At 69.2% G+C, this 24234-nt stretch carries 14 protein-coding genes; 3 read left to right on the top strand and 11 right to left on the bottom strand.

The genetic code is table 11. From position 1 onward, the window contains the following. Positions 1 to 2: 2 nt before the first annotated feature. The 8 genes from SB786_RS27135 to SB786_RS27100 form a co-directional block, all read right to left on the bottom strand. On the bottom strand, positions 3 to 1052 hold the full coding sequence (locus SB786_RS27135; RefSeq protein ID WP_410730172.1) for an LLM class flavin-dependent oxidoreductase: 1050 nt from the start codon (positions 1050 to 1052) through the stop codon (positions 3 to 5). Between the two features lie 39 nt (positions 1053 to 1091). Beyond that, entirely contained in the window at positions 1092 to 2045 is a 954-nt protein-coding gene (locus SB786_RS27130) for an ABC transporter substrate-binding protein (RefSeq protein ID WP_410730171.1), read from the bottom strand. 71 nt (positions 2046 to 2116) lie between these two features. Continuing rightward, complete coding sequence (locus tag SB786_RS27125; protein ID WP_410730170.1) at positions 2117 to 2677, bottom strand: GNAT family N-acetyltransferase; 561 nt, start codon at positions 2675 to 2677, stop codon at positions 2117 to 2119. A gap of 309 nt (positions 2678 to 2986) precedes the next feature. Continuing rightward, positions 2987 to 3388 carry a type II toxin-antitoxin system MqsA family antitoxin gene (locus SB786_RS27120; protein WP_410730169.1) on the bottom strand — a complete coding sequence of 134 codons (402 nt, stop codon included), beginning with the start codon at positions 3386 to 3388 and terminating at the stop codon, positions 2987 to 2989. A gap of 2 nt (positions 3389 to 3390) precedes the next feature. Further along, complete coding sequence (locus tag SB786_RS27115) at positions 3391 to 3687, bottom strand: type II toxin-antitoxin system MqsR family toxin (RefSeq protein WP_410730168.1); 297 nt, start codon at positions 3685 to 3687, stop codon at positions 3391 to 3393. A gap of 108 nt (positions 3688 to 3795) precedes the next feature. Then, complete coding sequence (locus SB786_RS27110; RefSeq protein WP_410730167.1) at positions 3796 to 4839, bottom strand: succinylglutamate desuccinylase/aspartoacylase family protein; 1044 nt, start codon at positions 4837 to 4839, stop codon at positions 3796 to 3798. A gap of 247 nt (positions 4840 to 5086) precedes the next feature. Then, complete coding sequence (locus SB786_RS27105; RefSeq protein ID WP_410730166.1) at positions 5087 to 5362, bottom strand: hypothetical protein; 276 nt, start codon at positions 5360 to 5362, stop codon at positions 5087 to 5089. Positions 5363 to 5614: 252 nt separating this feature from the next. Further along, positions 5615 to 7165, bottom strand: a complete 1551-nt coding sequence (locus SB786_RS27100; RefSeq protein ID WP_410730165.1) for a diguanylate cyclase domain-containing protein — start codon at positions 7163 to 7165, stop codon at positions 5615 to 5617. 165 nt (positions 7166 to 7330) lie between these two features. On the opposite strand from SB786_RS27100, the gene SB786_RS27095 reads away from it, so the two are divergent. Beyond that, positions 7331 to 7966 carry a c-type cytochrome gene (locus SB786_RS27095; protein WP_410730164.1) on the top strand — a complete coding sequence of 212 codons (636 nt, stop codon included), beginning with the start codon at positions 7331 to 7333 and terminating at the stop codon, positions 7964 to 7966. Positions 7967 to 8057: 91 nt separating this feature from the next. Here SB786_RS27095 and SB786_RS27090 read toward each other — a convergent pair whose 3' ends face one another. Beyond that, complete coding sequence (locus SB786_RS27090) at positions 8058 to 8234, bottom strand: hypothetical protein (RefSeq protein WP_269018446.1); 177 nt, start codon at positions 8232 to 8234, stop codon at positions 8058 to 8060. A gap of 216 nt (positions 8235 to 8450) precedes the next feature. On the opposite strand from SB786_RS27090, the gene SB786_RS27085 reads away from it, so the two are divergent. Next, a complete protein-coding gene (locus tag SB786_RS27085) occupies positions 8451 to 8930 on the top strand; it encodes a hypothetical protein (protein WP_006759869.1) in 480 nt (159 codons plus the stop codon). A 183-nt stretch (positions 8931 to 9113) separates the two neighbouring features. Here the strand turns inward: SB786_RS27085 and pal are convergent, their stop codons facing one another. Together pal and SB786_RS27075 are read right to left on the bottom strand one after the other, a co-directional pair. After that, positions 9114 to 9605 carry a peptidoglycan-associated lipoprotein Pal gene (gene pal, locus SB786_RS27080; protein WP_410730163.1) on the bottom strand — a complete coding sequence of 164 codons (492 nt, stop codon included), beginning with the start codon at positions 9603 to 9605 and terminating at the stop codon, positions 9114 to 9116. Positions 9606 to 9943: 338 nt separating this feature from the next. After that, positions 9944 to 11200: a porin gene (locus tag SB786_RS27075; protein WP_410730162.1), complete on the bottom strand. Its 1257-nt coding sequence runs from the start codon at positions 11198 to 11200 to the stop codon at positions 9944 to 9946. 645 nt (positions 11201 to 11845) lie between these two features. Between SB786_RS27075 and SB786_RS27070 the strand changes: the two genes are divergently transcribed. Beyond that, positions 11846 to 24205 carry an LWXIA domain-containing protein gene (locus SB786_RS27070; protein WP_410730161.1) on the top strand — a complete coding sequence of 4120 codons (12360 nt, stop codon included), beginning with the start codon at positions 11846 to 11848 and terminating at the stop codon, positions 24203 to 24205. The last annotated feature ends 29 nt before the right edge of the window (positions 24206 to 24234 follow it).

Below are 24234 nucleotides of genomic sequence, written 5' to 3'. Positions count from 1 at the left end.
CGTCACGCGTTCTGGTCGGGGTAAAGGGAACGGTCGGCCGAAAGGGCCGCGCGCACGGGCGTGATCGACTGCGCGCCGCCGAGCCATTCGGCCGACGCGAGCCGCGCCGCGTAATCGGTCACCGGCGAGTCGATCACGAACGCGTCGACGTCGAGCCGCCGGCTCAGCGCGTCGAGCGCGCGGTGCACGCGCTCGGGCGTATCGGCCAGCACGGTCGGGCGCAGCTCGTCGATCCGGTAGTCGGACGCGCCGCTTTGCCGCGCGAATTCCGCTGCGGCCTGCGCGCTCGCCAGGTTGAAGCTCTGGCCGCCGGCGAACTGCAGCCGGAAGATCTTCAGCGGCCCGATCAGCTGCTCGGCCTCGTCGCGGGTCGGCGCGGCGACCGCGTACAGCGCGACGAGCGCGCGCGTGCCGCCCGCGTCGCGATACGCGGTGAGCGAGCGCTCGAGGTTCGCGTCGTCGCCGTTGAAGTGCCCCGCGTAGCAGAAGCGCCAGCCGTGGCGCGCGGCGAGCGCGCCGCTGTCGGGCGAGCCGCCGAGCAGGATGCGCTCGGGCGCGTGCGGCGGCACCGGCAGCGCGACCGCGCCGGCGAGCGGATGGTCTTCGGCGACGCCCCAGCCGAGGAACGCGTCGAGCGCCGCGAGCTGGCCCGCGAAGTCGGGCTTGTTCGCCTTGTCGTGAAACCACTGCAGCGCGCGCGTGGTGAGCGGCAGCCCGCCGGGCGCCTTGCCGATGCCGAGATCGACGCGGCCCGGCCCGAGCGCGGCGAGCAGCCTGAACGACTCGGCGACCTTGAACGGGCTGTAGTGCTGCAGCATCACGCCGCCCGAGCCGACGCGAATGCGCGACGTGTGCGCGAGCAGATGCGCGACCACGATCTCGGGCGCGGAACTCGCGAAGCCCGGCGCGCCGTGATGCTCGGCCACCCAGAAGCGCTCGTAGCCGAGCTGTTCCGCGCGTTGCGCGAGGGTCGTCGTGAAGCGCAGCGCGTCGGCGGCGGTCGTGCCGTCGGCGATCGGGCTTTTATCCAGCAATGAAAGCGAATAAGACATGGTGTTCGGCGCTCCTGCGCAACGCGTGGAAGGGGGCGCTCAGCTCTTCGGCAGGCCCGGCGGATTCGTGCGCGACTGGTCGATCGCTTCCGATGCGAGGTTCCAGCGCTCGAGGATCTGCTGGTAGCGGCCGTTCTTGATCAGCCCGTTCAGCGCGACCGTCAGCGGATCGGCGAGCCCGCTGCCGCGGCGCGTCGCGATCGCGATGTCGGCCGTGCGCGGCCAGCCGCCGCTGATCGCGCCGACGAGCCGCGTCTTGCCTTGCTGCGCGCTCTGGTATGCGAGCACCGAGTTCACGCTGAACACGGCATCCGCGCGGCCCGACTGCACGGCGACGATCCGCATCGCCTGGTCGTCGTAATACTGGACCTGCACGGGCTTCAGGCCGTGCGCGACGTTCTCGCGGTCCCACGCGAGCAGGATCTTTTCCTGGTTGGTGCCGGCGTCGGTCACGATGCGCAGCCCCGCGACGTCCTTCGGCTCGCGGATCGACTGGATCTTGCTGTCGTTGCGCACATAGAAGCCGACCTGGTCCTTGCGGTAGGTCGAGAAATCGAACTTCTGCTTGCGCTCCTCGGTGACGGTGACGTTCGAGATCACCGCGTCGACCTTCCCCGATTCGAGTGCGAGCGGCCAGTCGGCCCACGCGAGCGGGACGATCTTCAGCTTGCGGCCGAGGCTGTCGGACACCAGCTGGCCGACGTCCGCGTCGAAGCCGATCACCGTGCGCGCGTCGGTCGCATACGAACTGATCGGCGGCAGGCTCGGCGCGACGCCGATCGTCAGCGTGCCGGCTTCGGCGAACTTGAACGACGCGGGCACCGCGCGTTCGACGGCCGCATCGGCGGTGCCGCGCGGACGGCCGCGCTGCTCGGGGCTCAGGTCGAAGGTCGCGGCGGCCGCGGCGATCGCGGTCGCGCCGATCAGTGCGGCGGCGAGTGCGGCGGCCAGCGTGCGCAGCACGCGCGGCGTGATGGGTACGGCTCGTTGCATGGATGCGTCCTGTCGTTGTCGTGTCGTTGTGTGTCGTGGGAAACGGAGTCGGAGTCGGAAGAAGCGGCGGTTCAGCGCGGCAGCACCGGTTCGGGGAGCGGCGCCCACAGATCGGCGAGCGTCGACGTGCGCGACGGGTCTGCGAGATCCTTGCCGAAGCGCAGGTGGAAATACGCTTCGGGGTCGATCGACGAATCGAACAGGCGCGTATAGCCGGTGCGGTCGTACAGCGCCCACGCTTCGGGCTGGCGAAAGCCGGTGGTGAGGTATATGCGTCGATAGCCCTGCTGCGCGGCGCGCCGCTCAAGGGCGTCGACGATCAGGCGCGCGAGCCCCTGGCGGCGCAGGTCCGCGCGGGTCCAGATGCGCTTGAGTTCGGCCGTCTGCGCGTCGTAGCGCTTGAACGCGCCGCCGCCGATCGTTTCGCCGTCGCGCAGCAGCAGCACGAACGCGCCTTCGGGCGGCGCGAACTGCTCGGCCGGGTAGCGCGCGAGCTCGTCGCGGGCGGACGCGCGGCTGTCGGGGCGGTACGCGTCGTAGCGCGTCGCGTATTCGTCGATCAGCGCGTCGATCAGCGGCTGGGCGCGGACGTCGAGCGGTGTCGTGTCGATGATGCGGTCGTTCGTGGCCATGGGCATCGCGAAGGGCGCGCGATGCGGACATTCCTGGCGGGGGCGGGGCACACGGCCCGTCCGGTCGGTTCCGTTATCGCGACGCGGTTGTCGTGATGACGGCGGCCGCTCGGTATCCTGCGAGACATCCGGCGTGCCGCCGCCGTTTGGAACACGTTAGCGGCGCGGCCGGCAAAGGCGAACGAAGCAATTGCGATAAGGATTTCGCGGCGGAGGTCAGAAGGCTTGCAGGGGAAGTGGGCTGGGGAGGAGGGTGGATGGCGCACGCGTCGAATTTCACGTTCCGCGCATGCGCAATGCCGGAAGGCGCTAGGCTGCGCGCACTTCCGCGAGCAGATCCGGGTGACGATCCAGAATCTTGAGCAGCTTCACCAGGGCAAGCGGCGGGTTCGTCTTGCCTGTTTCGTAGCGCGAGAAGGCATTGACGCCGCCACCGAAGATCTCGGCCGCCTCGCGTTGATCCAGCATCAGCTTCTTGCGCACCTTCGCAATGAACCTCGGGTCGACGATGGTCGAATTCACTTGCTTGTTGAACGCGCCTATCGCTTCGCCGAGCCGGGTTGCCTCGTCGATATCGAGCACCGACTCGCCGCAGGCCGGACAGAAGTCGCCGGTTATATCGCGAACGACGGTCGAGCGACCCTTGTACGTGTACGGAATGTCGCGTGTATCACGGATCAGCTTCGCGGCGCCGCAGGCAGGACACTTCATTTTCATCGCTCCTTGAAAGACACGATCAGCACATCGTCGATGACGGTCAGTTTCAGATACACGTCGCCATTCACGGTGCGACGCAGATAGACGTCCTGCCAGATCGTGTGGTCGGCGTACGTCGTCATGCTCTTGTAGAAATCCGCAGTGTCCAGCGACATCACGATACCGATTGCCTCCGCTTCCGTGAAACCCAGTTGCCGGGCGCCGAATACCGCACTCGTCGTCATCCGAACGTTGCCGGTCTCGACGAGTGTCTTGACCCGGGACAGCTTGCAGTGAGGCGTTCTCTTTTCCATCTGCGATCATAACCAAAAGGGTTAATTTGTCAAGTTGGTTAATGGCGCACGCGTGCCGTCCGCCATTAACGGCAGACAGCACAGGAAAGAGATGAATCCGGATTTGGCCTATCGGCCGATGACACGCGGCGGCGTCGACGCCTCCGCCAGCTGAAACAGGCAATCGCCGCGCTGCACCTGCGCCGGCACGCGCTTGCACACCACCTCGCCGTCGCCCTTGAAGCGGTGCAGCACCGGCTCGCGCAGCGGCGTGTCGGGGAAGTGCACCCACGCGGCCGGCTGTCCGGCCTTCACCTGGTTGCCGAGTTCGACGAGCGGTTCATACAGCCCGCGTTCGTACGCATAGACGAAGTGGCGATCGCCGTCGACGCGCAGGAAGCGCGTGACGGTCGGCGGCGCGTCGGGCACGAGCGCGCCGCGCAGCAGGCCGATATGTCCGAGGTAGTGCAGCAGCCCGTGACGGCCGAGCCGGATCAGCGACGGATCGGCCATGCCCGCACCGCCGAGTTCGGTGACGATCGAGATCGCGCCCTGCCGGCGCGCGGCCGATGCCGAATGCACCGGGTTCGGCGCGTGCAGCAGCGCGTTCGGCAACCCGAACGCGACGAGCAGCCCGTTGAGCTTCTCTGCCTCGTCGTCGTCGAGCGGGTCGATCGCGAGCATGTTGCCGCCCTGGTACAGCAACGAGCTGCCGCCCGAGTGCAGATCGACCAGATACTGCGCGCGCGACAGCAGCGCATGCTCGATGTAGTGGGCGATCATCTGCGTCGGCGTGCCGGTGGGGTCGCCGGGGAAGCTGCGGTTCAGGTTGCCCGCGTCGAGCGGCGACACGCGCAGGCCCGCGTCGGCCGCGGGGAAATTCGCCATCGGCAGCAGGATCAGCTGTCCGCTGACCATCTCCGGGGCGATCTCGCGCATCAGCTGCGACACGATGATCTGGCCTTCGTATTCGTCGCCGTGATTGCCGGCCATCACGAGCGCGACCGGGCCGTCGCCGTTGCGGATCGACGCGATCGGAATCGGCAGCCAGCCGTACGCGGAGCGATGCACGGAATGCGGCAGGCGCAGGTAGCCCGCATGCTTGCCTTGCGCATCGAGATCGATTTCGCAGTGGATGGGATTTCGGTGTGAGGAAGAGGAGGAGGCGGTCATGGCGACATCGTTCGAAGAACGGGAGTCTGCCATCTTATCGGGAAACGACCGTCGCGCGGCGCGCGCGGTGCAGGCGATGCCCGACACCGTCAACGGGCCGGTGCGCGAAGGCGCGACATGCGCAACCGGAACGGCCGCGCGCGATGTTGCAGCGCTGAAACGCATGCCGGCGCGCGAGCCGGTGGCCTGCGCACGCCGGGTTGCGCGTCAGTCCCTTGCCACGACAGGGCCGGCGCGCGGGATCGCGTCAGCGCCCCGACGTTTCAGCTTCGATACGGCCTTCTTCCCACAGCGCCCAGAAACGGCTGCCGGCACGATACGGATTCGCGCGCCGCGCCGCGTGATCGGCGATGCCCTGGCGAAATGCCCCGTACAGCGTCAGCGGCGGGCTGTCGACGCATGCGGCTTCACGGGCGGCAGGCGGGCGGTGCTCGGCGACGAGCCGCCGGATCAGCGCGGCGCCGTCGATCACGTCCAGTTGATCGATCGTTTCCGCGCGGCTGAGGACTTCGACGGTATTCATGTTGGGCTCCCCGACGTCGTGTTTCCCAGTCAAGGAGCAATAAGAGTGCCAGCGAAGCAATACCGCGCACCGCCGCGATCGTGCGGGCTTCTGCGGCGAACGGGGCGCGGGGCGCGGGCCGATGTTACGGAACACGTCACGTGACATGGCCGCGCGTGGCGAAACACCTGCGCACCTGCGCCGGCCATGCAACCCGTTTCGGAAATGAATCGCGGGAACGAACGGAGAGGCGGTGACGCGCGGCGCGTGCGTTCAGCTCGCGGTCGCGGGCGCCACGCGGCGGCTTCCCGCCGAATAGAAGCGGTAGATTCCCTTGCCGCCCGACTTTGCGTCGTACAGCGCGCTGTCGGCCTGCCGGATCAGTTCGTCGGGCGAGCCGTGTCCATCGTCGAGCGCGATGCCGATGCTGATCCCGAGGCTCACGGTCGCGCCGATCGACAGCGTGTACGGCGCCGAAATCTGCCGGATGATGCGCGCGGCGAGGATCGAGCACGCCTGCATCGTCGTGTCGTCGATCGCGACGACGAACTCGTCGCCGCCGATGCGAGCCGCCAGCTCGCCGGGCGGCAGCGTCTTGCCGAGCCGCTGGGCGACCTGCGTGAGCACTTCGTCGCCGGCCTGGTGGCCGAACCGGTCGTTGATCGCCTTGAAGCCGTCGAGGTCGAGATACATGACGGCGAGCGCGGGGCTCGGCATGCGCGGCCGGTGCGCGAGCATCCGCCTGAGTTGTGCATGCAGTTCGTGGCGGTTCGGCAAGCCGGTCAGCGCGTCGTGCCGCGCGAGATGTCGGATGTGCTGCTCGGCGCGGCGGCGCGTGGTGACGTCCTCGACGATGACCACCGCGTTGCCGTCCGGTACGCGATGGCGCGTCAGTTCGAGCTGGCGACCGTCGGCGAGCGCGATGTCGAGCGGTGCGGGTTCGTCGCGGTCCAGCCACACCGCGCACTGCGCGGCGAGGCCCGCCTGGCCGGGCTCGATCACCGCGTTCGCGCCGAGCGCCACGATCACGTCGGGCAGCGGGGTGTCCAGCATGATCTCGCGCGGCGAGCCGAACAGCTGCGCGGTGCGCCGGTTCGCAACGATCACGCGGCTCTCGCCGTCGATCATGCACAGGCCGTGCGGCATGTAGGTCAGTGCGGCATCGAAGCGCGCGACGAGCTCGGCGTTGCGCTGGCGCGCGGCGATCAGCGCGACCAGCACGCGGTAATGGCGCTGGACGACCGTGCGCATCGCCGCGAGATAGATCACGAGCGGCGGCAGCAGCAGCCACGCGTCGGGCCGGCGGGCCAGCAGCGCGCCGACGCCGATCGGCAGCACGCCGAGCGTGAACTGCGTCATCGCGAGCCGCGGCAGCGCCGAATTGCGCGACGCGATCCCGCCGAACACGCCGCCGGCGACCATCACCGACAGCGTGCCGAGCTCGGCATCGGACGCATCCACGCAGCCCATCACGCCGAGCCCGAGCAACAAGCACGCGGCGAGCGACACGGGGGCATAGTGCCGCGCCCAGTATTCGGCGCGATCGTCGCCGGCGGCACGGCGTACCGCATACGCGCGTGCGATCGCGAGTCGCGCGGCGAGCAGGCCGACGTCGACGACGAGCCATGCGAAACACCAGAGTTGCTGCAGACGGATCAGCGCGATCGCCGCAACGAACGCGCTGGCGACGCCGGACAGCGCCATCGGGCGCAGGTCCTCGAACAGCGTGACGAGCATCGACGGACGCAGTGCGGCCGTCACGCGGTGATTGCCGCAGGGAGGAGTGGCGAGAACGGCGTTCAGGAGGCGCGCCTTGACTGCCATGGCTCTTTTGACCTCGACACGATGCGATTCATCGCCGACAGCCCCGCACGGCACGTGATGGGATGACCGGCGAGCCGGATGCGCACGACATTACCATGAAATATCGGCCGCGCGTGCCGTGCGGCGGCCGTTGGCGGCTAGTCGTAAACCACGCTTGCGGGTGCCTTGCGTGCCGTGCGGGCCGCAGGCTTGCCCGCATTCACGGCCGTCTGCGCGCTGCTGCTTGCCGCCTGTGGCGGCCATGACGCGCCGGTCTTGAGCGCGGCCTCCGACGCGCCCGGCGCCGACCCGGTCGCGCGCGGCCGCTATCTCGTCAAGGCCGCGGACTGCGCGGCGTGCCACACCGCGAAGGACGGCGCGCCGTTCGCCGGCGGTGCGCCGCTCGAATCGCCGTTCGGCACGTTCTACGGCTCGAACATCACGCCCGACAAGGATCACGGGATCGGCAACTGGAGTGCGGACGATTTCTACGCCGCGCAGCTCGCGGCCGGCCGCTCGGTGTATCTCGCGGTGTGCGCGGGTTGCCACGGCTTGAACGGCGAAGGCAAGCCGCACGTGGCGGTGCCGATGAACGGCAATTCGACGCTGCGTCAGCGCGACTCGCGCAACCTGCTGGTCGCGATGCTCGACGGCATCGACGAGCAGAAGTTCGCCGGCTTCGAAAACCTGCAGCCGATGCCCGGTTTCGCGCAGACGCTGAGCGACGACGAACTCGCGCAGCTTGCGAACTACCTGCGTGCGACGTGGGGCGGCCAGCCCGCGAACGTCACGCCGGCCGACGTGAAGGCCATGCGTCAGTAAGTCGTGCGGCGCAGCGGGGCGCGTGCGCGAGGCGGCCGGTTTCCGGTTGCGCTCGCGCACGACGCCCCGTCCGCATCTTTCCGGCGACGCTTCAGTAGCCGCCGCCCCCTCCGCCACCACCACTTCCGCCGCCTCCGCTGCCGCCCGCGCCGCCATACCGGCTCATGCCGGCTCCTTGCGATACGCCGCCGCCCGACGACGTACATCCCGCCGACAGCACCAGCATCAGCGCCGCGAGCAGTGCCGCGGCCAGTCTTGCCGATTTCATTTCGCTCTCCTTGCACCGCGCAGGCCGCGCGGCCGCGCGGTTCGCATGAACCGGCGCCGCGCGAAGACGAAACGTTTCCGGCGCGCGGTTTATTCCATGCTTTTTGCGGATCGGCGCGGATCCGTGTGCGTCGCCTGCCGGTGCCGGATCGGCTGCCCGGCACGGCGGCTTGGTACACTCCGGCTCGCCGCCATTCCGATTCCCACGACAAAAACCATGAGCGCCACTCGCGAGCATCCGCCGCGCCAATCGTCGAGCCCGTCCAATCCGGTCGTGTTCGGCTGTCTGTCATTTACCTTCGGCGCGCCGCTGGTCGCGGCGCTCGTGTGGCCAAGCGTGATGCTGGTTGCATGGTCCGTGATCAACGGCCCGAAGTGGGAGACGCTCACACTCTGCGCGGGCATGGTGCTGTTGATCCTGGGCGCGTCGTTCTTCCTGGGCTATTTCCTGCCGGCGACGCTCGCGGGCGGCATCATGGGCGCGATCGGCACGCGCATCCGGCGGCGCTGGTTCGTGCTGCTGGGCACGATCGTCGGCACCGGTCTGATGGTCGGCTACGTGCTGCTGCAGTCCTATCTGCTGAACAACGGCGAAATCGGCGGGATCAACGGGATCGCGATACTCGATTCGATCGTGACATCGGCCGTGATGTCGCACTGGCTGCATCGAAGGCTCGAACGCGCGCACTCGAGTTGAAGCGGCGCGCCAGTGGGCGCCGTGCGTTCGACTGGTGACGGCCGGGACGATGGCGCGCACGAACGGACGAACCGACGTCATACGGCAACGCGCAGCCGGGGCGCGAGGTGCCCCCGGCGACTCGCCGCATGAAAGGCCAGGGGTGATGCGTGGCCGCTACGCCGCCGTCGCGGCGGCATCCGGTCAACGATAGACGAGATCGGCGCGGCGGTTCTGCGCCCACGAATCTTCATCGTGACCGAGCGCGACCGGCTTTTCCTTGCCGAGGCTGACCGCTTCGAGTTGCGTCGCCTGAACGCCCAGCGTTTCGAGCGCGCTCATCACAGCTTGCGACCGGCGCTGGCCGAGCGCGAGGTTGTATTCGGACGTGCCGCGCTCGTCGGTGTTGCCCTGGATCAGCACGCGGCGCGACGGGTGGTTGCGCAGGTAGTCGGCGTGCGACTGCAGCAGCGACTGGAATTCCGGCTTCACCGAGTACTGGTCGAAATCGAAATAGACGCTGCGCTTGGCGAGCGGGCTGTTCGGATTGTTCAGATCGTCGGTCGTCACCGTCGCGACCGCTTCGCTCGAGGGTGTCGGCGCCATGCCGGCATTCTCGGGCGTTTTCGCCGCGTGGTGACAACCCGCCAGCAGGGCGAAAGCTGTCAGGACCGCAAACCGGTTCGTTTTGTTCATTGTGCGTCTCCTGCGGTTGACTGCGAGGAAAGCGTCGTGCGTGCCCACCGGCAACGTCACGAATCCGGCCGAGACGGCACGAAAAGTGCCGGCTTCCGTGCGCCATGCGATGCGCTTTCGTCAGCCGGCGATGTGTCGTATGAAAGATCGTTTCGGACGGAACGCCGAATTCACGGCGCCGCTGCAACTAGATTAGGAAAAATGTCACAGCGTGACCAGTTTCTTCGTCTATTTCACGCAACAACGACGCAGGACGCATTCTTGCTTGCGCGAGTGCCGCAGGATCCGCCAGCGTGATGCGCGATTTCGGTGCGCGCGCATCGAGCCTGGCCGGGTCTTCAGAACTTGTGCCGCAACCCGAGCGCGACCACCAGCTGGTTGCTGCTGGCGGACGGCGTCATCGTCCAGACGGTCGCGTTGAACGCGGGATTGCCGTTGCCGCCGCTCACGCTTTGATAGACGGCTTCGAGATACGCGTCCGTGCGGGGCGAGAACGCATAGCCGGCCTGCGTGACCACGTGGTTCCATTTCGGGCGCGTCTGGCCGGTGCGCATGTCGAATCGGCCCATCGTGTAGGTGTACGCGGCGGACAGGCTGAACGCCGGCGTGACGAAGAAGCGGCCGTCCACCGTGAAATTGTCGAAGACCAGCGATTCGCCCTTCAACGGCGTGATGCCGCCGCCCTGGAGCACGCCGCTCACGCCGTCGGTGGCCGAGTGCGACCACGCGGCGCCGACCGAATGCAGGCCGAACGCATAGCGGCCGGCCATGGCCCAGATCTGCTGGTTGCCGCCGGTGATCGTCGCGGAGCCGTCGACCGTGCTCAGCGCGCCGTCCGGGTTCGGCGCGTTGCGGTCGCGGCTGATCTTCAGGTAACCGGCGCCGAGCTTCAGCGGTCCGTTCGCATAGCCGAGCCCCGCGCTCCATACCGCGTTGTTCGAGAACGCGCCGGCCGTGTTCGAGAACCCGTACAGCGCGCCGAACGTCAGCCCGCGATACGTCGCGCTCGTGTACTTCACCGCGTGATTGATGCGCAGGTTGCGGTTGGAGTCGTCGTTGTCGTACGGGTGCACCGCGAGGTTGCCGCCCCAGCCGGGGCCCGACGCGCCGAGCGGCGTCACGAAATCGAGGATCGAGTCGTACTGGCGGCCGAACGTGAGCGTGCCGGCCGTGCGCGAGCTCACGCCGACCCATGCCTGACGGCCGAACATGTCGACGCCTTTCTGCGACAGCTTGCCGTTCGTGCCCGAGAAGCCGTTTTCGAGCGCGAAGACCGCCGCCGTCCCGCCACCGAGATCCTCGCGGCCGCGCAGCCCCCAGCGCGATGCGTTCAATGCGCCGCTCGTCAGCGCGACGCTGCCGCTGCCCGGCGAACCGGCGCCTTGCGTACGCTGATGGGTGGCATAGGTGATCGACGTGTCGATCAGGCCGTACAGCGTCACGCTGCTCTGCGCGTGCGCGACGCACGGAATCAAGGCGGCCACGCAGGCGGCAATCGCGGTCGCGGGGAGTGCGACGGTGCGGTGGCCGCGCCGGACGGCATACGCCGCGGGAGCGCGCGCGCGGGCAGGCTGGCTGATTTTGTAGGAATACATAGGATTTTTTATCGTTGGTCTCCGGCCCGATCGCCGGTGGGTCGCGCCGGCGCCTGGCCGACGGATCGAGCGGCCATTATTGGAGATCGTGCGACTGTCTATTAAGGCGCTGCACAGGAAAGGTCCTCTGCGAAATCGCAGGGAATCGCAGCCTCACAGCGCAGCCGGAGTGCGGCCCGCGCACGGGATACATGCGCGGATGTGTGTGCGTGTTGGCGACGGGCAAGCGGCAGCGCGGTTCGGCGCCGCCGCGCCGATACGCGGCACGAACCGCGCTTCGAGCGCGCCCGCGGAAAGCGCCGGCCGCAGCCGGACGGCCACGCGCGGCAGCGACGCAAGCGGGTTGCGCACGCAAACGATCGCGTCGCGGCATCGCGCGGATCATGGGTTGCCGGAGGAACGCAGGATGTATTTATGACGCACGCCGGCACAACCGGCAAATTTTTCCGCTGACGGCAATCATCGACCAAGCGGCGGCCGAACGGCGGCGCGTTCGTAGCGGGAGTCTCCCCGCGCCGCCGCAACCGGCCCGGCGACTACGTAATGCGCGACTTTTTCACCCGCGAGCGTTCGGCACAATGGACCATTGCGCGTGGCTCGCCTGCCGCTGTGCCGGCCCGTCACGCATGCCGCGGGAGAACGGACATGGTGTTGATGGCAGTGGGCGGGGGCGGGCCGGTCAGCGTGCCGCAGCCGCAGAATGACGACGATCCGGCGCCGAAGAACGGGACCGGCGGCGCCCCGCCGGCCCAGACGCCGGAACAGCAGGCCCTCGCGGCCGCGCAGGCCGAGACGCAGCGGCTGCTCCAACTCGCCCAGGCCGAGATGGCGACGCTCAAGCGCCTGCACGACCAGGGCGCGTCGCAAGCCGACCTCGACAACCAGGTGAAGAAGGCCGAAACCGCATGGGGCGCGGTGCAGGCAGCCGTCGAGAACCAGATGCGCGTCGCGGCCGACGGCGGCGGCGACACGAACAAGGCGATCGCCGGCGTGGCCTCGGATCTGCGCAATGCGTCGCCGAAGGATCCGGTGCTCGGCTCGGTGCTCGACGATGCGCAGAAGGCGGTGTCGGCCGAATCGGCGCCCGAGCGGGCGACCAACGTGAAGGCGTTCCAGTTCGCGATGGCGTGGCAGAAGGACCAGGACGCGAACGCCGACGTGCAGCGGTACGACGCGTTGCCGGGCGGCGTCCGGCGCGCGGATCCCGACATCGGCGCGCAACTGCGCGATGCCGCCGGCACCGCCGACACGAATGCCAACAACGCGTACACCGCGCTCACCACCGCGTTGCGCCACGAATACAGCACGTCGGCCGCGACACTGCGACTGAACAACGCGAAGGCCGATTACGCGGCGTGGCAGAAGGAGCCGGGCGGGCTGCGCCGCGCCGACGAGGCCGACATCACGCGGGAGCTGTCGCAGGCGCAAAGCCAGTACGACAAGGTCGTGACGGGCGGCGACGACACCGCGCTGACCTACGTGACGGCCGACGAGCAGAAGCAGGTCGTCGCGTCGGTGAAGCAGAATCACGACGGCATGTGGTACACCGGCCTCGTCGATGCGCTGGGCGAGCAGAGCCAGCTCAAGCGCACGATCGCGACGATCAATCCCGACGATCCGTCGCTGTCGCCGCAGATGAAGCAGCTCGCGCAATCCGATCCGGTCACGTTTGCGCTGCTGCAGGACACCGGTGTGAGCGTCGATCCGAACGACCCGAAGCTGTCGACGCAGGAGAAGGCGCTCGCGCAGCAGAATCCGCTCGCGGAAGCGTTCGTCAAGATGACGGGTATCAAGGTCAACCCGGACGGGCTGAGCGATGCGGACGCGAAGGCGCTGAACGCGAAGATCGACCAGGCGGGCGGCGTGTTCGCGTATGCGATGGCGCAGGCTCAGGTGCAGAAGAACAATCCCGGTTATCAGCAGGTCCAGACGTTGCTCGCGGCGGCCCCCGAGGTGCGGCTCCAGTACACGAAGCAACAGGTCTCGCAACTGATGCAGGGCCCGGACAGCAATCCCGGCGCGGCGCTCCAGGTGCTCAAGACCAACATGGACGCGTCGTTCTCGCTGGACGAGCGCCAGGCGCTCTGGACGCAGGCGGGGCAGCCGCATTTCAACGCGAGCTTCATCCATTCGCAGATCGATCCGCTGATGCAGAAGCCCGATTCGCAGGCGACGGATCAGGCGAGCATGCAGGCGCGTGCCGACGGCAGGATGAATGCCGACAAGGCCGGCAAGTGGATGCAGGACATCCTCGCCAATGCGCCGCCCGAATTCGCGGGCGTCGTGCTCGATACCGTCGAGAAGGATTTCGGCAACAAGTGGACGCAGTCGAACACGGGCACGCCGCAGCCCTACGGCGACGGCATCGAGTTCTACAAGGGGCTCAGCACCGCGGTCGGGCTCGCCGACCAGCAGCCGACCGAGAGCGGCGTGCCCGTGCAGCGCGAGGACGACGTCGCGAACTGGCTGCTCGACGACAAGGGCAACGCGAAGACGCTGATCTACACGCTGCGCGGCAGCGACACCGGCTACGGGTTCGACGGCGTGCGTCAGGCGCTGTCGTCGGGCGTCGATCCGGCGTTGTCGAAGTCGCTGCTGTCGAAGATGCAGAACGACGACCGGTTCCGCTCGGGTTTCGCGAACGACTTCCAGCTGCGTTACGACCAGGGCATCAAGAATGCCCAGAACAAGCAGCAGAAGGAAACCGCCAACGCCAGCTACAAACTGTTCCAGGCCGATCCTGACAAGCAGCTGAAGGCGTATTTCGACGACTTCCAGAAGAACTTCGGCGACAAGTCCTACACGTTCACGACCGGCTCCGACCAGATGACGAACTTCGTCGGCGCGGGGCTCGGGCTTCAGCCGGACGACCCCGGCGCCGTGCCGACCGACCGGAACGACGTGCCGTCGATGGCGCAGCTCGAGCAACTGATCGTGAGCAGCGGTCAGCTCCCGAACGGTACGGCCGTCAACAGCCGCTCGCTGTACGCGCAGAACTCGGCCGCGACGCAGATGATCCAGGCCGTCGTCGACCAGATCCGCAAGGTCGGCGGCGATCATGCCGTGGTGTCGCTGGTGCCCATCTACTACGTGTCGAAGGGAACGGGTACCGCGCCGAGCGCACTGTTCAAGGTGCAGGTCGAGGGCCATCCGGACCAGTACAAGCTGATCGACGATCGCGGCTGGAAGTACGACACCGTCGACGACTACCAGCACAACAACGCGCTGTCCGACGACGGCAAGCTGTACGTGCCGAAGAGCCTGACGACCGATTCGGCGACCGGCGATTTCTCGCAGTACGAATCGATCGACGCGCACAAGACGGAGTGGTATCAGCACGTCGAACACTACGTCGAGATGGGCACCGGCATTCTCGCGGCGGCTGGTGGCGCCGTGCTGGTCGCGAGCGGCATCGGCGCGCCGGTCGGCGGCCTGCTGCTCGGCGCCGCGTGGACGGCGGTCGGCGCGGGCATGGCCGTCGGCGTGCCGGCTGCAATCGCCGACCTGAAGAACCTGAGCGATCACGGCCAGTCGACCGGCTTCGGCAACGCACAGGCGCGCGGCGACTGGATCAGCCTGATCGGCAGCGGCGCGGGCATCGCGGGCGGCGGTCTCGGCGTGGCGGCGAAGTCGCTCGCGGAGGCCTCGTCGCTGCTGCGTACGACGGGGCAGGTGTCGGACCTGCTCACGGTAGCTTCGCGCGGCGACGGCGTCGCCGCCGACATGGCCGGTCTCGGCCGTTTCACGCAGGAAGCCGACGCGTTCCAGTCGCTCGCGCAGACGACGGGCCGCACGTCCGGCGTGCTCAATGTGTCGGGCGGCGTGGTCGGCGGCTACCAGATGCTCGACCAGGGTGCGTCGCTGGTGAAGAACTGGGACGCATTGTCCGAATCCGACCGCGCGCAGCAGTTGCTGAACCTCGGCATCGGCGTCGCGCAGATGGGGCTCGGCTCGCACACGCTGATGGAGCGGCCGATCCGCGCGATCACGAAGACGCCCGCGCCGCCGACGATCCCGCGGCCGGTCGCGTTCGACGTCGCGAACGCGATGTTCGCCAACGGGCTGGCGAACCAGCGTCTCGCGGTCGGCGAGATCGGCAACCCGTGGCAGCACGCGGAGGACCAGGCGCACAGTTTCGGCGAGCCGGCTGACGACGGCGGCACGGTCGCGCCGGCCGACAAGGGGCTGCGGGCGCGCTTCTCCGATTGGCTGCGCGCGCGCCGAATGCAGGGCACGCCGGACGACGACGCGATCGCGTTGCGGCTCGCGCCCGACGGTGAACCGATCGACGGCGCGGCGACGCCGGCCGTCGCCGACGCACTGGCGGGCGAGGGTGCGTCGCCGCCGGCCAAAGCCGGCGTGCCGGCCAACGGCGCGCACCCCGCGTCGTGGGAGATTCCCGCGCGCATCGCGGCCGATCGCGCGATGCTGAGCGAAGTAGTCGGGCGGATCCTCCAGAGCGGCAATCGGCTCGAGGACGTCGAGTACTACGTGTATGCGCTGGAGGACGCCGAAGGCAACGTGCGCAACCCCGAGGAGGACGGGCTGCCCGCGACCGAAAAGGGCAACCTGCTCGACGACATGAACGCGGCGAAGGCGGACGAGCGGCGCGCGCAGGCGGCCGACGATGCGCCGGCGCGCGTGGCCGCCGCGCCGGATGAGGACGGCACGATCGGCGTGACACGCTACACGACGTACCACGACGCGCTGATGGTCGGCGCCGACGGCGTCGCGGGGGGCCGCTACCGGATCGCGCTGGTCGATCAGCGAGCGCTCGCCGCGGACGGCACGGTGCCGCCCGAAGCGGTCGTCGGCCATGTCGGGCTGACCGACGCCGGCGATGCGTTCATGCTGTCGATGAACGATGCGTACGACCGCACGCTGCGCGTGGTGTACCCGCGCGGCTTCGATCCGCAGAAGCCGCTGATTCGCAGCGAGGACGGCCGGCGCGTCGACGTGATCAACGCGCCGTTCGGCATGAGCGAAACGCAGTGGGCCGCCTATCCGCGCCGCGAGGCCGACCTCGCGATCTATTCGAACCACGCGGGCCAGCCGGAGAACCGGCTGCCGCCGGGCGAGCGGCCGTTGATGCCGGTGCCGCCCGGTTACTTCGCCGTGTACGCGCACGCGTGGGCCGATGCATTCGCGAGCGCGACCGGCAAGGCGATGAGCGCGGAAGACATGGCCGAGATGGTGCGTCAGAGCGGCTGGGACGGCAAATCGCCGGTGATCCTCTATGCGTGCGGCGCCGGCTCGCGCGTGAGTCCGCTCGCGCAATTGCTCGCAAACGTGCTGGGCGTCGACGTGTACGGCGCAAGCGGCTTCGTCGCATGGCGTTCGCCGCGCTATCGCAGCGACGGCAGTCCCGATTCCGGTTATACGAGCGGCATCCTGATCGAGCCCGGTGCGCCCGATCGGGACGGCGTGCCGGACCATTCGGTCAGCAGCGGACCGCGTACCTACCGGTTCTCGCCGGCGCTGGCGGTCATCGACCAGGGCGCGCATCCGGTCAACTGGAGCGGCGTCGCGCCGCGCCCGGTGTCGAATCAGTGGGGCGGCAGCGCGACGGCGGGCGACGTGCGGGTGCCGCTCGGCGTGTACGTGTGGCGCATGTTGACCAAACGCGGGTCGATCATCAATCCGCGCAGCGGCCGCGCCGCCAGCGCGCTCGAGATGACGCACGCGCTGGAGGATCTGGCGTGGAAGGGCTACACGCCGGGCACGCCGATCGCGCTGGATGGGCCGCGCAGCGGCGCCAATCCCGAGTTGCTGCAGGAGTTCGCGGACTTGATCCAGGCGCCGGTATTCGGCCGGCTGGGCGACGACGATGCGGCCGGTTGGTGGCGCGCGCTGCCCAATCCGAACCGCCGGCTCGCGCGCTTCCAGATCGAACCCGACGTGAACGGCAAGTTCTCGCCGGGCCGCGCGCAGCCGGTTCGCGTCAATCCGCTGGAACTGCGGCCCGTGCCGGGGTCGAGTGTCGTGAACCTGCTCGGCCACGCGACCGCGCGGCAGTTCCTGAAGGTGTCGGGTTTCGATATCGTCGAATCGCATGGCACGAAGCCGAGCGACGTCAGCTGGGACAGCTCGATCGCCATCATGAATGGCAAGACGATCGCGCCGAAGGAGTTCGCGCGCAGGCTGCTGGAGGATCCCGCCTATACGGAAGGCAACGGCGTACTGCTGACGGGCTGCTATCTCGCCTCCGGCGGTTATTCGTTTGCGCAGGAGCTCGCGTATGAGCTGCAGGTGCCGGTGATCGCGTCGATGTCGTCCAACTCGGTGCGCGGCACCGGTGCGCTGGAAATCTATCCGCTCGACGACGATATCGGCGTGCCGGCGCACGATCCCGACGTCGCGACGCGGCTCTATCTACATGTGCCCGAGGCGCCCGATGCCAGCGACCCGCCGATGGTGTTCGCGCAGCGCGGCGGACCGCCGCTGCGCCCGCTCGCGCATGACGATGCGCCGGTCGAACCGGTGCGTCCGATCGAAGCGCAGATCGATCCGGACGCGGACAGCGGGCGGCGCGGCGCCGGCGCTGCGCCGGGCGATGCCGGCCGGCACGGCGTGACGCCCGGCGAGCCCGCGCATCCGCGGCTCGCGCCCGAGCCGGACGCGGGCGAACCGCCCGTGTACGAGCCGGCCCCGCTCGTGGAGGTCGGGCCGGGGCAGATCTTCACGGCGGACGAGTGGGCCGCACGCGTCGAGCAGGTCGCCGAAGCCGAGGCCGACGACGCCCTGTCGGGGAAAACGCAGAAAATCTATCCAAAGACCAGCCGCGTCTATACGGACCGCAAGATCGCCAACGGTGGCGTGGTCACGACGACGATCCACGGCGACTCGGTGCTGCAGCCCGGGTTCGACGACGTGACCGGCGTCGACGCGACGCAGCATCCCGAATTCCTGCGTCCGGCCGACACGCTGCTGATGCCGCCCGACGATCCGCTGCATCCGATCGGCACGCGCGGGCTGATGTCGCCGCCCGGTCATCATGTGGTGTTCGGACACGGGATGTCGGCCGACGCGATGCTCGGCCCGGAAGGCCGGCCGCTCACGCCGGACGAGGTGGCCGAGCGCGTCGCGCCGCATCTCGAGCCGGGGCAGGACGTCACGCTGTATTCGTGCTTCGGCGGGTCGAACAAGCACGATCCGCTGCGCGTGGCGCCGGGCCGGGTGCGGGCCGCGAGCACGACGTTCGCGGCGGCGCTCGCCCAGCGTCTGTCCGAGATCACCGGACGGCCGATATCGGTCTGGGCGCCGCCGGACATCCTGCTCGTGGAACCCGACGGTTCGGCCACCGTGCGCGGAACGCGACTGACGGGGCAGGTCGACAAGGATCGTCTGCCGATGCAAAGCTTCCGCGGCGACCCGGCGCGCGCGGGCCGCCCGGCGCTCCCGGCAGGGCCGCACGCGGAACCGGCGCCGACGACCACCCGCACCGCGTCGCGTCCGATCGCGGATCCGCCGCCGCGTCCCACGGTGCCGCGCGTGGCCGATCCGACGTTTGCCGATCCCGACTACGACTTCACCGCGATTCCGGACGACACGTTCGAATCGGTCACGCTCGACCATCCGTTCCGCACCGCGCTGACCGACCGGCCGGGCGTGATCGACGACGCCGCGCGCGTCACGCAACCCGGCGGCACCGTGAGCCAGCACTGGCCGAGCTATTTCCTCGACGGCGCCGAACCGACCCGCGTGATCGACGACGTGATGCAGGCGTTCGACGCGGCCGGGCTGACCGACCTGCGCGTCGAATTCGTGACGCGCGACGGCAGCGTCGAACTCGGCAGCGGTACCGATTTCGGCGCGCTCGATCCCGAGGCGGGCTGGTTCCGGTTCAGCGGGAAGGTGCCCGACACACCGGCGGCGGCCGCCACGCACGCGCCGGGACGCGCGGGTGCCGATGCCCCGCTCGCGTTGCCGGAAGGCGCGCGGACGGTCGCGCACGACGAACTCGCGCACGCACTCGATGCCGCGCAAACCGGGCCGCGCAATCACGCATACGTGCCGACCGAAGCGTTGCCGGACGCCACCGCGTTCGCACAGGGCGAGCTGACGCCGCAGGAGCGCGTCGCGGCGAGCGCCACCGCGCACCTGGCTGCCGTCGACGCGGCCGCACCGAGCGACGTCGTGCTGCTGTCGACGCTCGGCCACGATCCGGCGAGCGCGCTGCGCATCACCACGCCCGACGGCGGCGAGCTGTACAAGCCGGCCGGCGTCGACATGTATGTCGTGCGAACCCGCGATCCGGCGACCGGCGACGTGTCGTACCGGCTCGCCGGCGTCGATCGTTCGGGCTTGCCGGAAGGGTATACGGCCGTGCATGCCGGCGGAACGCGTGCGGTGGGCGCGGTCGACGGCAGCCCGACGTGGCCGATGATCGGACCGGCCGGGCCGGCCGGCCGTCTCGCGAGCGCGTCGGGCGACCCGTCGGGCTCGACGACGCCTGCCGCCGTGCCCGGTCGTTCGGCCGGGCCTGCCACGCCAGAAAGTACCGCCGTGGCCGACGCGCAACAGGCGCGTGCCGCGTCATGGCTCGATACGCTCGGCCGCCGCACGCTCACGCGAATCGACGGCCGGCATGCGCCGACGCTGGACGGGCTCGCGCGCCAGCTCGGCCCCAACGCGCATGTGCTGATCACGTCTCATGCCGAGCCGCCCGCCGGGAGCGACGAACATCCGGCACCGACATTCGTCGCCGTGCTCGAGACCGACGCGAACGGCGCGCTCGGCCCGGTGCGGATGCTGGACGGCAAGCGCGTGCCGCACGCGCTGACCAAGGCGCTGGAGTACGCCGGCAGCGGCGGCCGACGTGCACGCGGCAAGTACGATTTCTTCGTATCGCCGGTCGCGCACGACGAACTCGTGCGGTTCGGCGGCCCGTCGAAGATCGAGACGCCGGACGGCAAGACGTCGTGGCCGGTGACGACGTCGGGCCACCCGGTCGAGCAGACGCTCGCCGCCGATGTGTCGAAGCTGCAGGACGCGCCCGTTTTCAAGCGGCCGCGCCAGGCGGTGCGCGCGGTGTCCGGCGAGCAACGCTGGATCCACGTGGTCGACGACGAGACGGGCAAGGTGCTCGGCCATGCGGAACGCAACACGAACCACGAGTGGAAGTACTTCGAGAAGGCGTCGCTCGGCGATACCGAGATTCCCGAGCAGGATCTGCGCACGGTGTTCCGCCGTCGCCGCCGGGGCGGCATTCCGGTCGGCCGGTCGCCGCGCCGCGGCATCCGCTTCGTCGTCAGCGACGTGACGCCCGCGACCGTCGAGCGGATCGGCGGCTTCCGGCCGGCGAAGGAGACGCCGGCCGTCGAGAAGAAGCCGTTCCGCTCGGCCGGCGACCTGTTCCAGTCGATCGTGCCGGTGCGCCGGCCGCTCGCGCGGGCGGAAGAGGGTGACGACGCGAACGCCGGGCCGCCGCCGCCGGTCGATCCGCATCTGTTGCCGTCGGACAAGTCCGCGCTCAACGCGGTCGACTTCAGCGGCAACAGCGTGTCGCACCTGCTGAGCGCGATCCGCAACGGCGCGCTCGACGGCGGCCGCCACGTGATCTACGTGTTCAGGACCGACGGAGCGGTGGCCGAGGCGCTCGGCGACCCGCTCGGCCTGATCGCCGAGCGCAACGGCGAGATGCGCTGGTTCGACAAGATCCCGCAGGCCAACAACCTGCACCATCCGGGCGTGCCGCTCGACGAAATGCCGATCGGCAACGATCGCTTCGGGACGGACGTGCATTTCCTGCTCACGCAACTGTCGCCGCGCGATTTCCTGAACAGCGCGCGGCCGACCCGCGTCGCCGCGCTCGAAGCGCGCGCGAAGGCGCTGCACGATCAATGGAAGGATGCCGAAGCACGCAGCCTGAATTCCGCGCCGTTCCGCGCGCTCGCGGCCCGCACGCGGCATGGCTACAACGAGGTGCTCGGTGACCTGCGGCGCTTGCGACGCAACGGCGCCGCGCCCGCGCCGCTGTCGATCGAACCGTATCAACCGGGCTTGTCGGCGGCCACCGTGGTTCAGTTCGGCCTGCGCAACGGCGCGGCGAAGCCCGAGCAGTATTTCGCGACGCACGAGCAGATCGAGGCGTACAACAAGCAGGCGCAGCGGACGGGCAACGTGAACCTCGTGCTGAAGGGCGAGCCGCAGGCCGTGATGGTCGACGTGGGCATGTGGCGGACGCTGCTCAACAAGCTGTATGTCGCGCGCGACGTGTCGACGTCGGCGTCGCGCTTCCTGCCGGTGCCGGGCAAGCTGCGCGCGCACACGCGCAATCTGGGCGCGGCGACCGTCGCCGACAAGCGGATCCGGCAGATCTTCACGCGCTCGAACGAGGCGTTGCAGGACCGCATGGTGCCGATGGCGCGCTCGTTCTCGCTGAGCGACGATCCGGCGCTGATGGGTGCGCTCGTCGAGCGGTACGGCGGCGTGATGCCGGTCGTCACGCTCGTGATCGATCCGCATTCGCTCGCCGCGGTGCTCGGCAAGGCGCACGATCCCGACTTCCTGCGCGCGGTGCGTGCGCTCGGCGACCAGAAGAACGCGGTGTTCGACGGCGAGAACGGGATGATCCATCCCGCGCCCGACTCGGACGGCACGGCGCTCGCGCTCGACGATCTCGCGCATCTGCATCGCTGGCTCGACGAGGCCGCGCGGACCGGCTTCGCGATCCGGCTCGAGACCGCGCCGTCGCGCGCGCTCGTGTCCGGCGCCGACTACCGGTTCCAGTCGGGCACCAACGACACGTATCACGACTACGTGCGGGTCATGAGCGCGCTCGAAAGCTGGTCGAACGCGCATCCCGATACCACGGCGCCGAACGTGATGCTCACGTTCCACGGCTGGGACGCGGTGCCCGAATCGGTGCCGGGCGGCGGCCACGAGAAGCTGCTGCGCGCGGTGCTCGAGCGCCAGGGGCTCGAATGGGTGCACATGGGGCTGTCGTACGGCACGCACGGCGCCGACTTCGTCGGCAACCAGGATCTCACCGGCGCGCTCGCGAAGCTGATCGTCGAAAACCGCAACCGGCCCGACATCATCGATCGCCTGCATGGCGCCGACGCGCTGACGCGCGTGTTCGAGCGCGTCGACCGGCAGACGCTCGCGAACCAGCATCAGCTGCTGTTCGCGGAGGTCGAGCGGATCGGCATCGCGGACGGGATGACGCCCGCCGAGGTGGCCGCGCTGCGCCAGAAGCTCTATGAAGGCAACACGACCGTGTGGCTGAACCAGGCGCGCAAGGCGACGATCGAGCATGCGACGACGCTGTGGGATGCCGACGGCAACGCGCCGCGCACCAGGACGGACAAGGGCGCCCGCACGTTCGGCGGGCGCTGGCTGGCCGACTACGGCGGCAACGTGCCCGACCGCGTGACGACCGGCAAGCGGCCGTCCGCCGCCGACCCGCGCGAACATTGGAACGCGGTCGTGCATGATCCGGTGCTGATCAACGACGGCACCAAGCCGATCGGTGCGAGCCGCCGCGAAGCGGCCCAGCTCGCGAAGATCGACATTCCCGATGAGAAACGCGCGCAGGCGGAACTGCATGCGCTGCGGGTGCACGACGAACCGATCGGCGAGAACACGCCGCCGCCTTCGAAGCGGCGGATCGCCGGCGACATCACCGCGGCCACGTTGACCGGCGGCGCCGGCGCGGGCGTGCTCGTCGCGGTCGGCCGCGAATCGGTGCGTACCGCGACGAATTCGCTGTATGCGGGGCTGCGGGTCGGCCGGGTGTTCCAGGCGCTGCATCACGGCGCGGTGGCCAGCCTGAAGAATGGTGATCCGCGCGTGTTCGACCGCGTCGTCGACCGGCTCGTGCGCGGGCTGCAGGCGCAACTGAAGGCGAACGGCTTCGACGTGACCGCGCGCGGCACGCAGTTGGAGCAGATCGCGCACGAAGGCAAGGCGATGGCCGCGCAGCTTCGCGCGCTGAACAACGACGGGATGCTGTCGTTCGACGACACCGTCGCGCATACGAAGGCGATCGCCGCCGACATGCTCGCGCAGATGCAGGGCGTGGTCGGCGGGACGTCGCTGAAACTGCTGCACCACGGCAGCCCGCGGCATTCGATTGGGCGGATCGGCCGCGTGCTGGCGCTGGGCGGCTACGGCGGCTCGATCACGATGAATGCGAGCCGGGCGATCGCGCACGGCGACCTGCTGGCCGGCGGACAGGCGATCGGCGGCGCGTTCAGCGCCGTCTACACCGGCATCGTTTACAAGGGCAGCCTGCGCGGCGTGAACGCCGAGAACCGCAGTCAACTGGCACGGATCGCGAGCGCGACCGGCGACTACCTGACGTCGGCGGTCGGTATCGCAACCGGGGCCCATACCGCGCTGACCGGGGATCCGATGACCGGCTCGCTGATCGCGACGTCCGGCGCGCTGCTCGGTGCCGGGCGGCTGCATTCGCATTTCCCGAATGCAACGCCGTGGATGGAGCGCTTGCCGACCGGCATCGCGCTGGCGCCGGTCGCGATCTTCGGGATCATGCAGGGGATCAGCCTGTACACGTCGGCGACCGCGCCGGACGACCAGCACAACCAGCACAAGCCGCCGGGTTCGGCGCCGCAACCGTCGGGCTCGAATGCGGGAACGCCGGCGCCGGGCGCATCGTTCGCGCCGTCGCCCGGCGCGACGACCGCGCCGGCGCAGCCGACTGCGTCCGCGACGCCGTCGGTCTCGGCCTCGGCGACTTCAACGGCCGGCGCGCAGCCGTCGACTGCGCCATCGCAGCCGGCGCAGGCCCCGACGAACTCGCCGAGCCCGACGCCAACACCGCTGACGGTGAGCGTGGTGGCCGGCGATTCGTTGTGGACGATCGCCGAACGTCACGAAGGATCGCTGCTTGCCGCCGCCCATGTGCCGGCCGACGAACAGCAGCGGATGTCCGACGGTCAGCGGATCAACGTCGCGCTCAACGAGATCCTGCAGCTCAACCGGAACCTGGCGGGCAATCCGGGCGAGATCGCGCCGGGGCAGCAGGTCATCGTCGGGTGAGTACAGTGCGGCGAAGGCCGGCCCTCAGC

It is taken from the genome of Burkholderia sp. SIMBA_062 (genome assembly GCF_046534765.1).
Lineage (GTDB): Bacteria > Pseudomonadota > Gammaproteobacteria > Burkholderiales > Burkholderiaceae > Burkholderia > Burkholderia ambifaria.
Note: the sequence above shows the minus strand (reverse complement) of the source record. Positions and strands in the feature narration are given on the sequence as shown.

Excerpts from the sequence above, each read along its gene's own strand:
- SB786_RS27130 (WP_410730171.1), bottom strand. The coding sequence starts at position 2,045 with ATGCAACGAGCCGTACCCATCACGCCGCGCGTGCTGCGCACGCTGGCC.
- SB786_RS27090 (WP_269018446.1), bottom strand. The coding sequence starts at position 8,234 with ATGAAATCGGCAAGACTGGCCGCGGCACTGCTCGCGGCGCTGATGCTG.
- SB786_RS27115 (WP_410730168.1), bottom strand. The coding sequence starts at position 3,687 with ATGGAAAAGAGAACGCCTCACTGCAAGCTGTCCCGGGTCAAGACACTC.
- SB786_RS27100 (WP_410730165.1), bottom strand. The coding sequence starts at position 7,165 with ATGGCAGTCAAGGCGCGCCTCCTGAACGCCGTTCTCGCCACTCCTCCC.
- SB786_RS27135 (WP_410730172.1), bottom strand. The coding sequence starts at position 1,052 with ATGTCTTATTCGCTTTCATTGCTGGATAAAAGCCCGATCGCCGACGGC.
- pal (WP_410730163.1), bottom strand. The coding sequence starts at position 9,605 with ATGAACAAAACGAACCGGTTTGCGGTCCTGACAGCTTTCGCCCTGCTG.
- SB786_RS27085 (WP_006759869.1), top strand. The coding sequence starts at position 8,451 with ATGAGCGCCACTCGCGAGCATCCGCCGCGCCAATCGTCGAGCCCGTCC.
- SB786_RS27075 (WP_410730162.1), bottom strand. The coding sequence starts at position 11,200 with ATGTATTCCTACAAAATCAGCCAGCCTGCCCGCGCGCGCGCTCCCGCG.
- SB786_RS27125 (WP_410730170.1), bottom strand. The coding sequence starts at position 2,677 with ATGGCCACGAACGACCGCATCATCGACACGACACCGCTCGACGTCCGC.
- SB786_RS27110 (WP_410730167.1), bottom strand. The coding sequence starts at position 4,839 with ATGACCGCCTCCTCCTCTTCCTCACACCGAAATCCCATCCACTGCGAA.
- SB786_RS27070 (WP_410730161.1), top strand. The coding sequence starts at position 11,846 with ATGGTGTTGATGGCAGTGGGCGGGGGCGGGCCGGTCAGCGTGCCGCAG.
- SB786_RS27105 (WP_410730166.1), bottom strand. The coding sequence starts at position 5,362 with ATGAATACCGTCGAAGTCCTCAGCCGCGCGGAAACGATCGATCAACTG.
- SB786_RS27120 (WP_410730169.1), bottom strand. The coding sequence starts at position 3,388 with ATGAAGTGTCCTGCCTGCGGCGCCGCGAAGCTGATCCGTGATACACGC.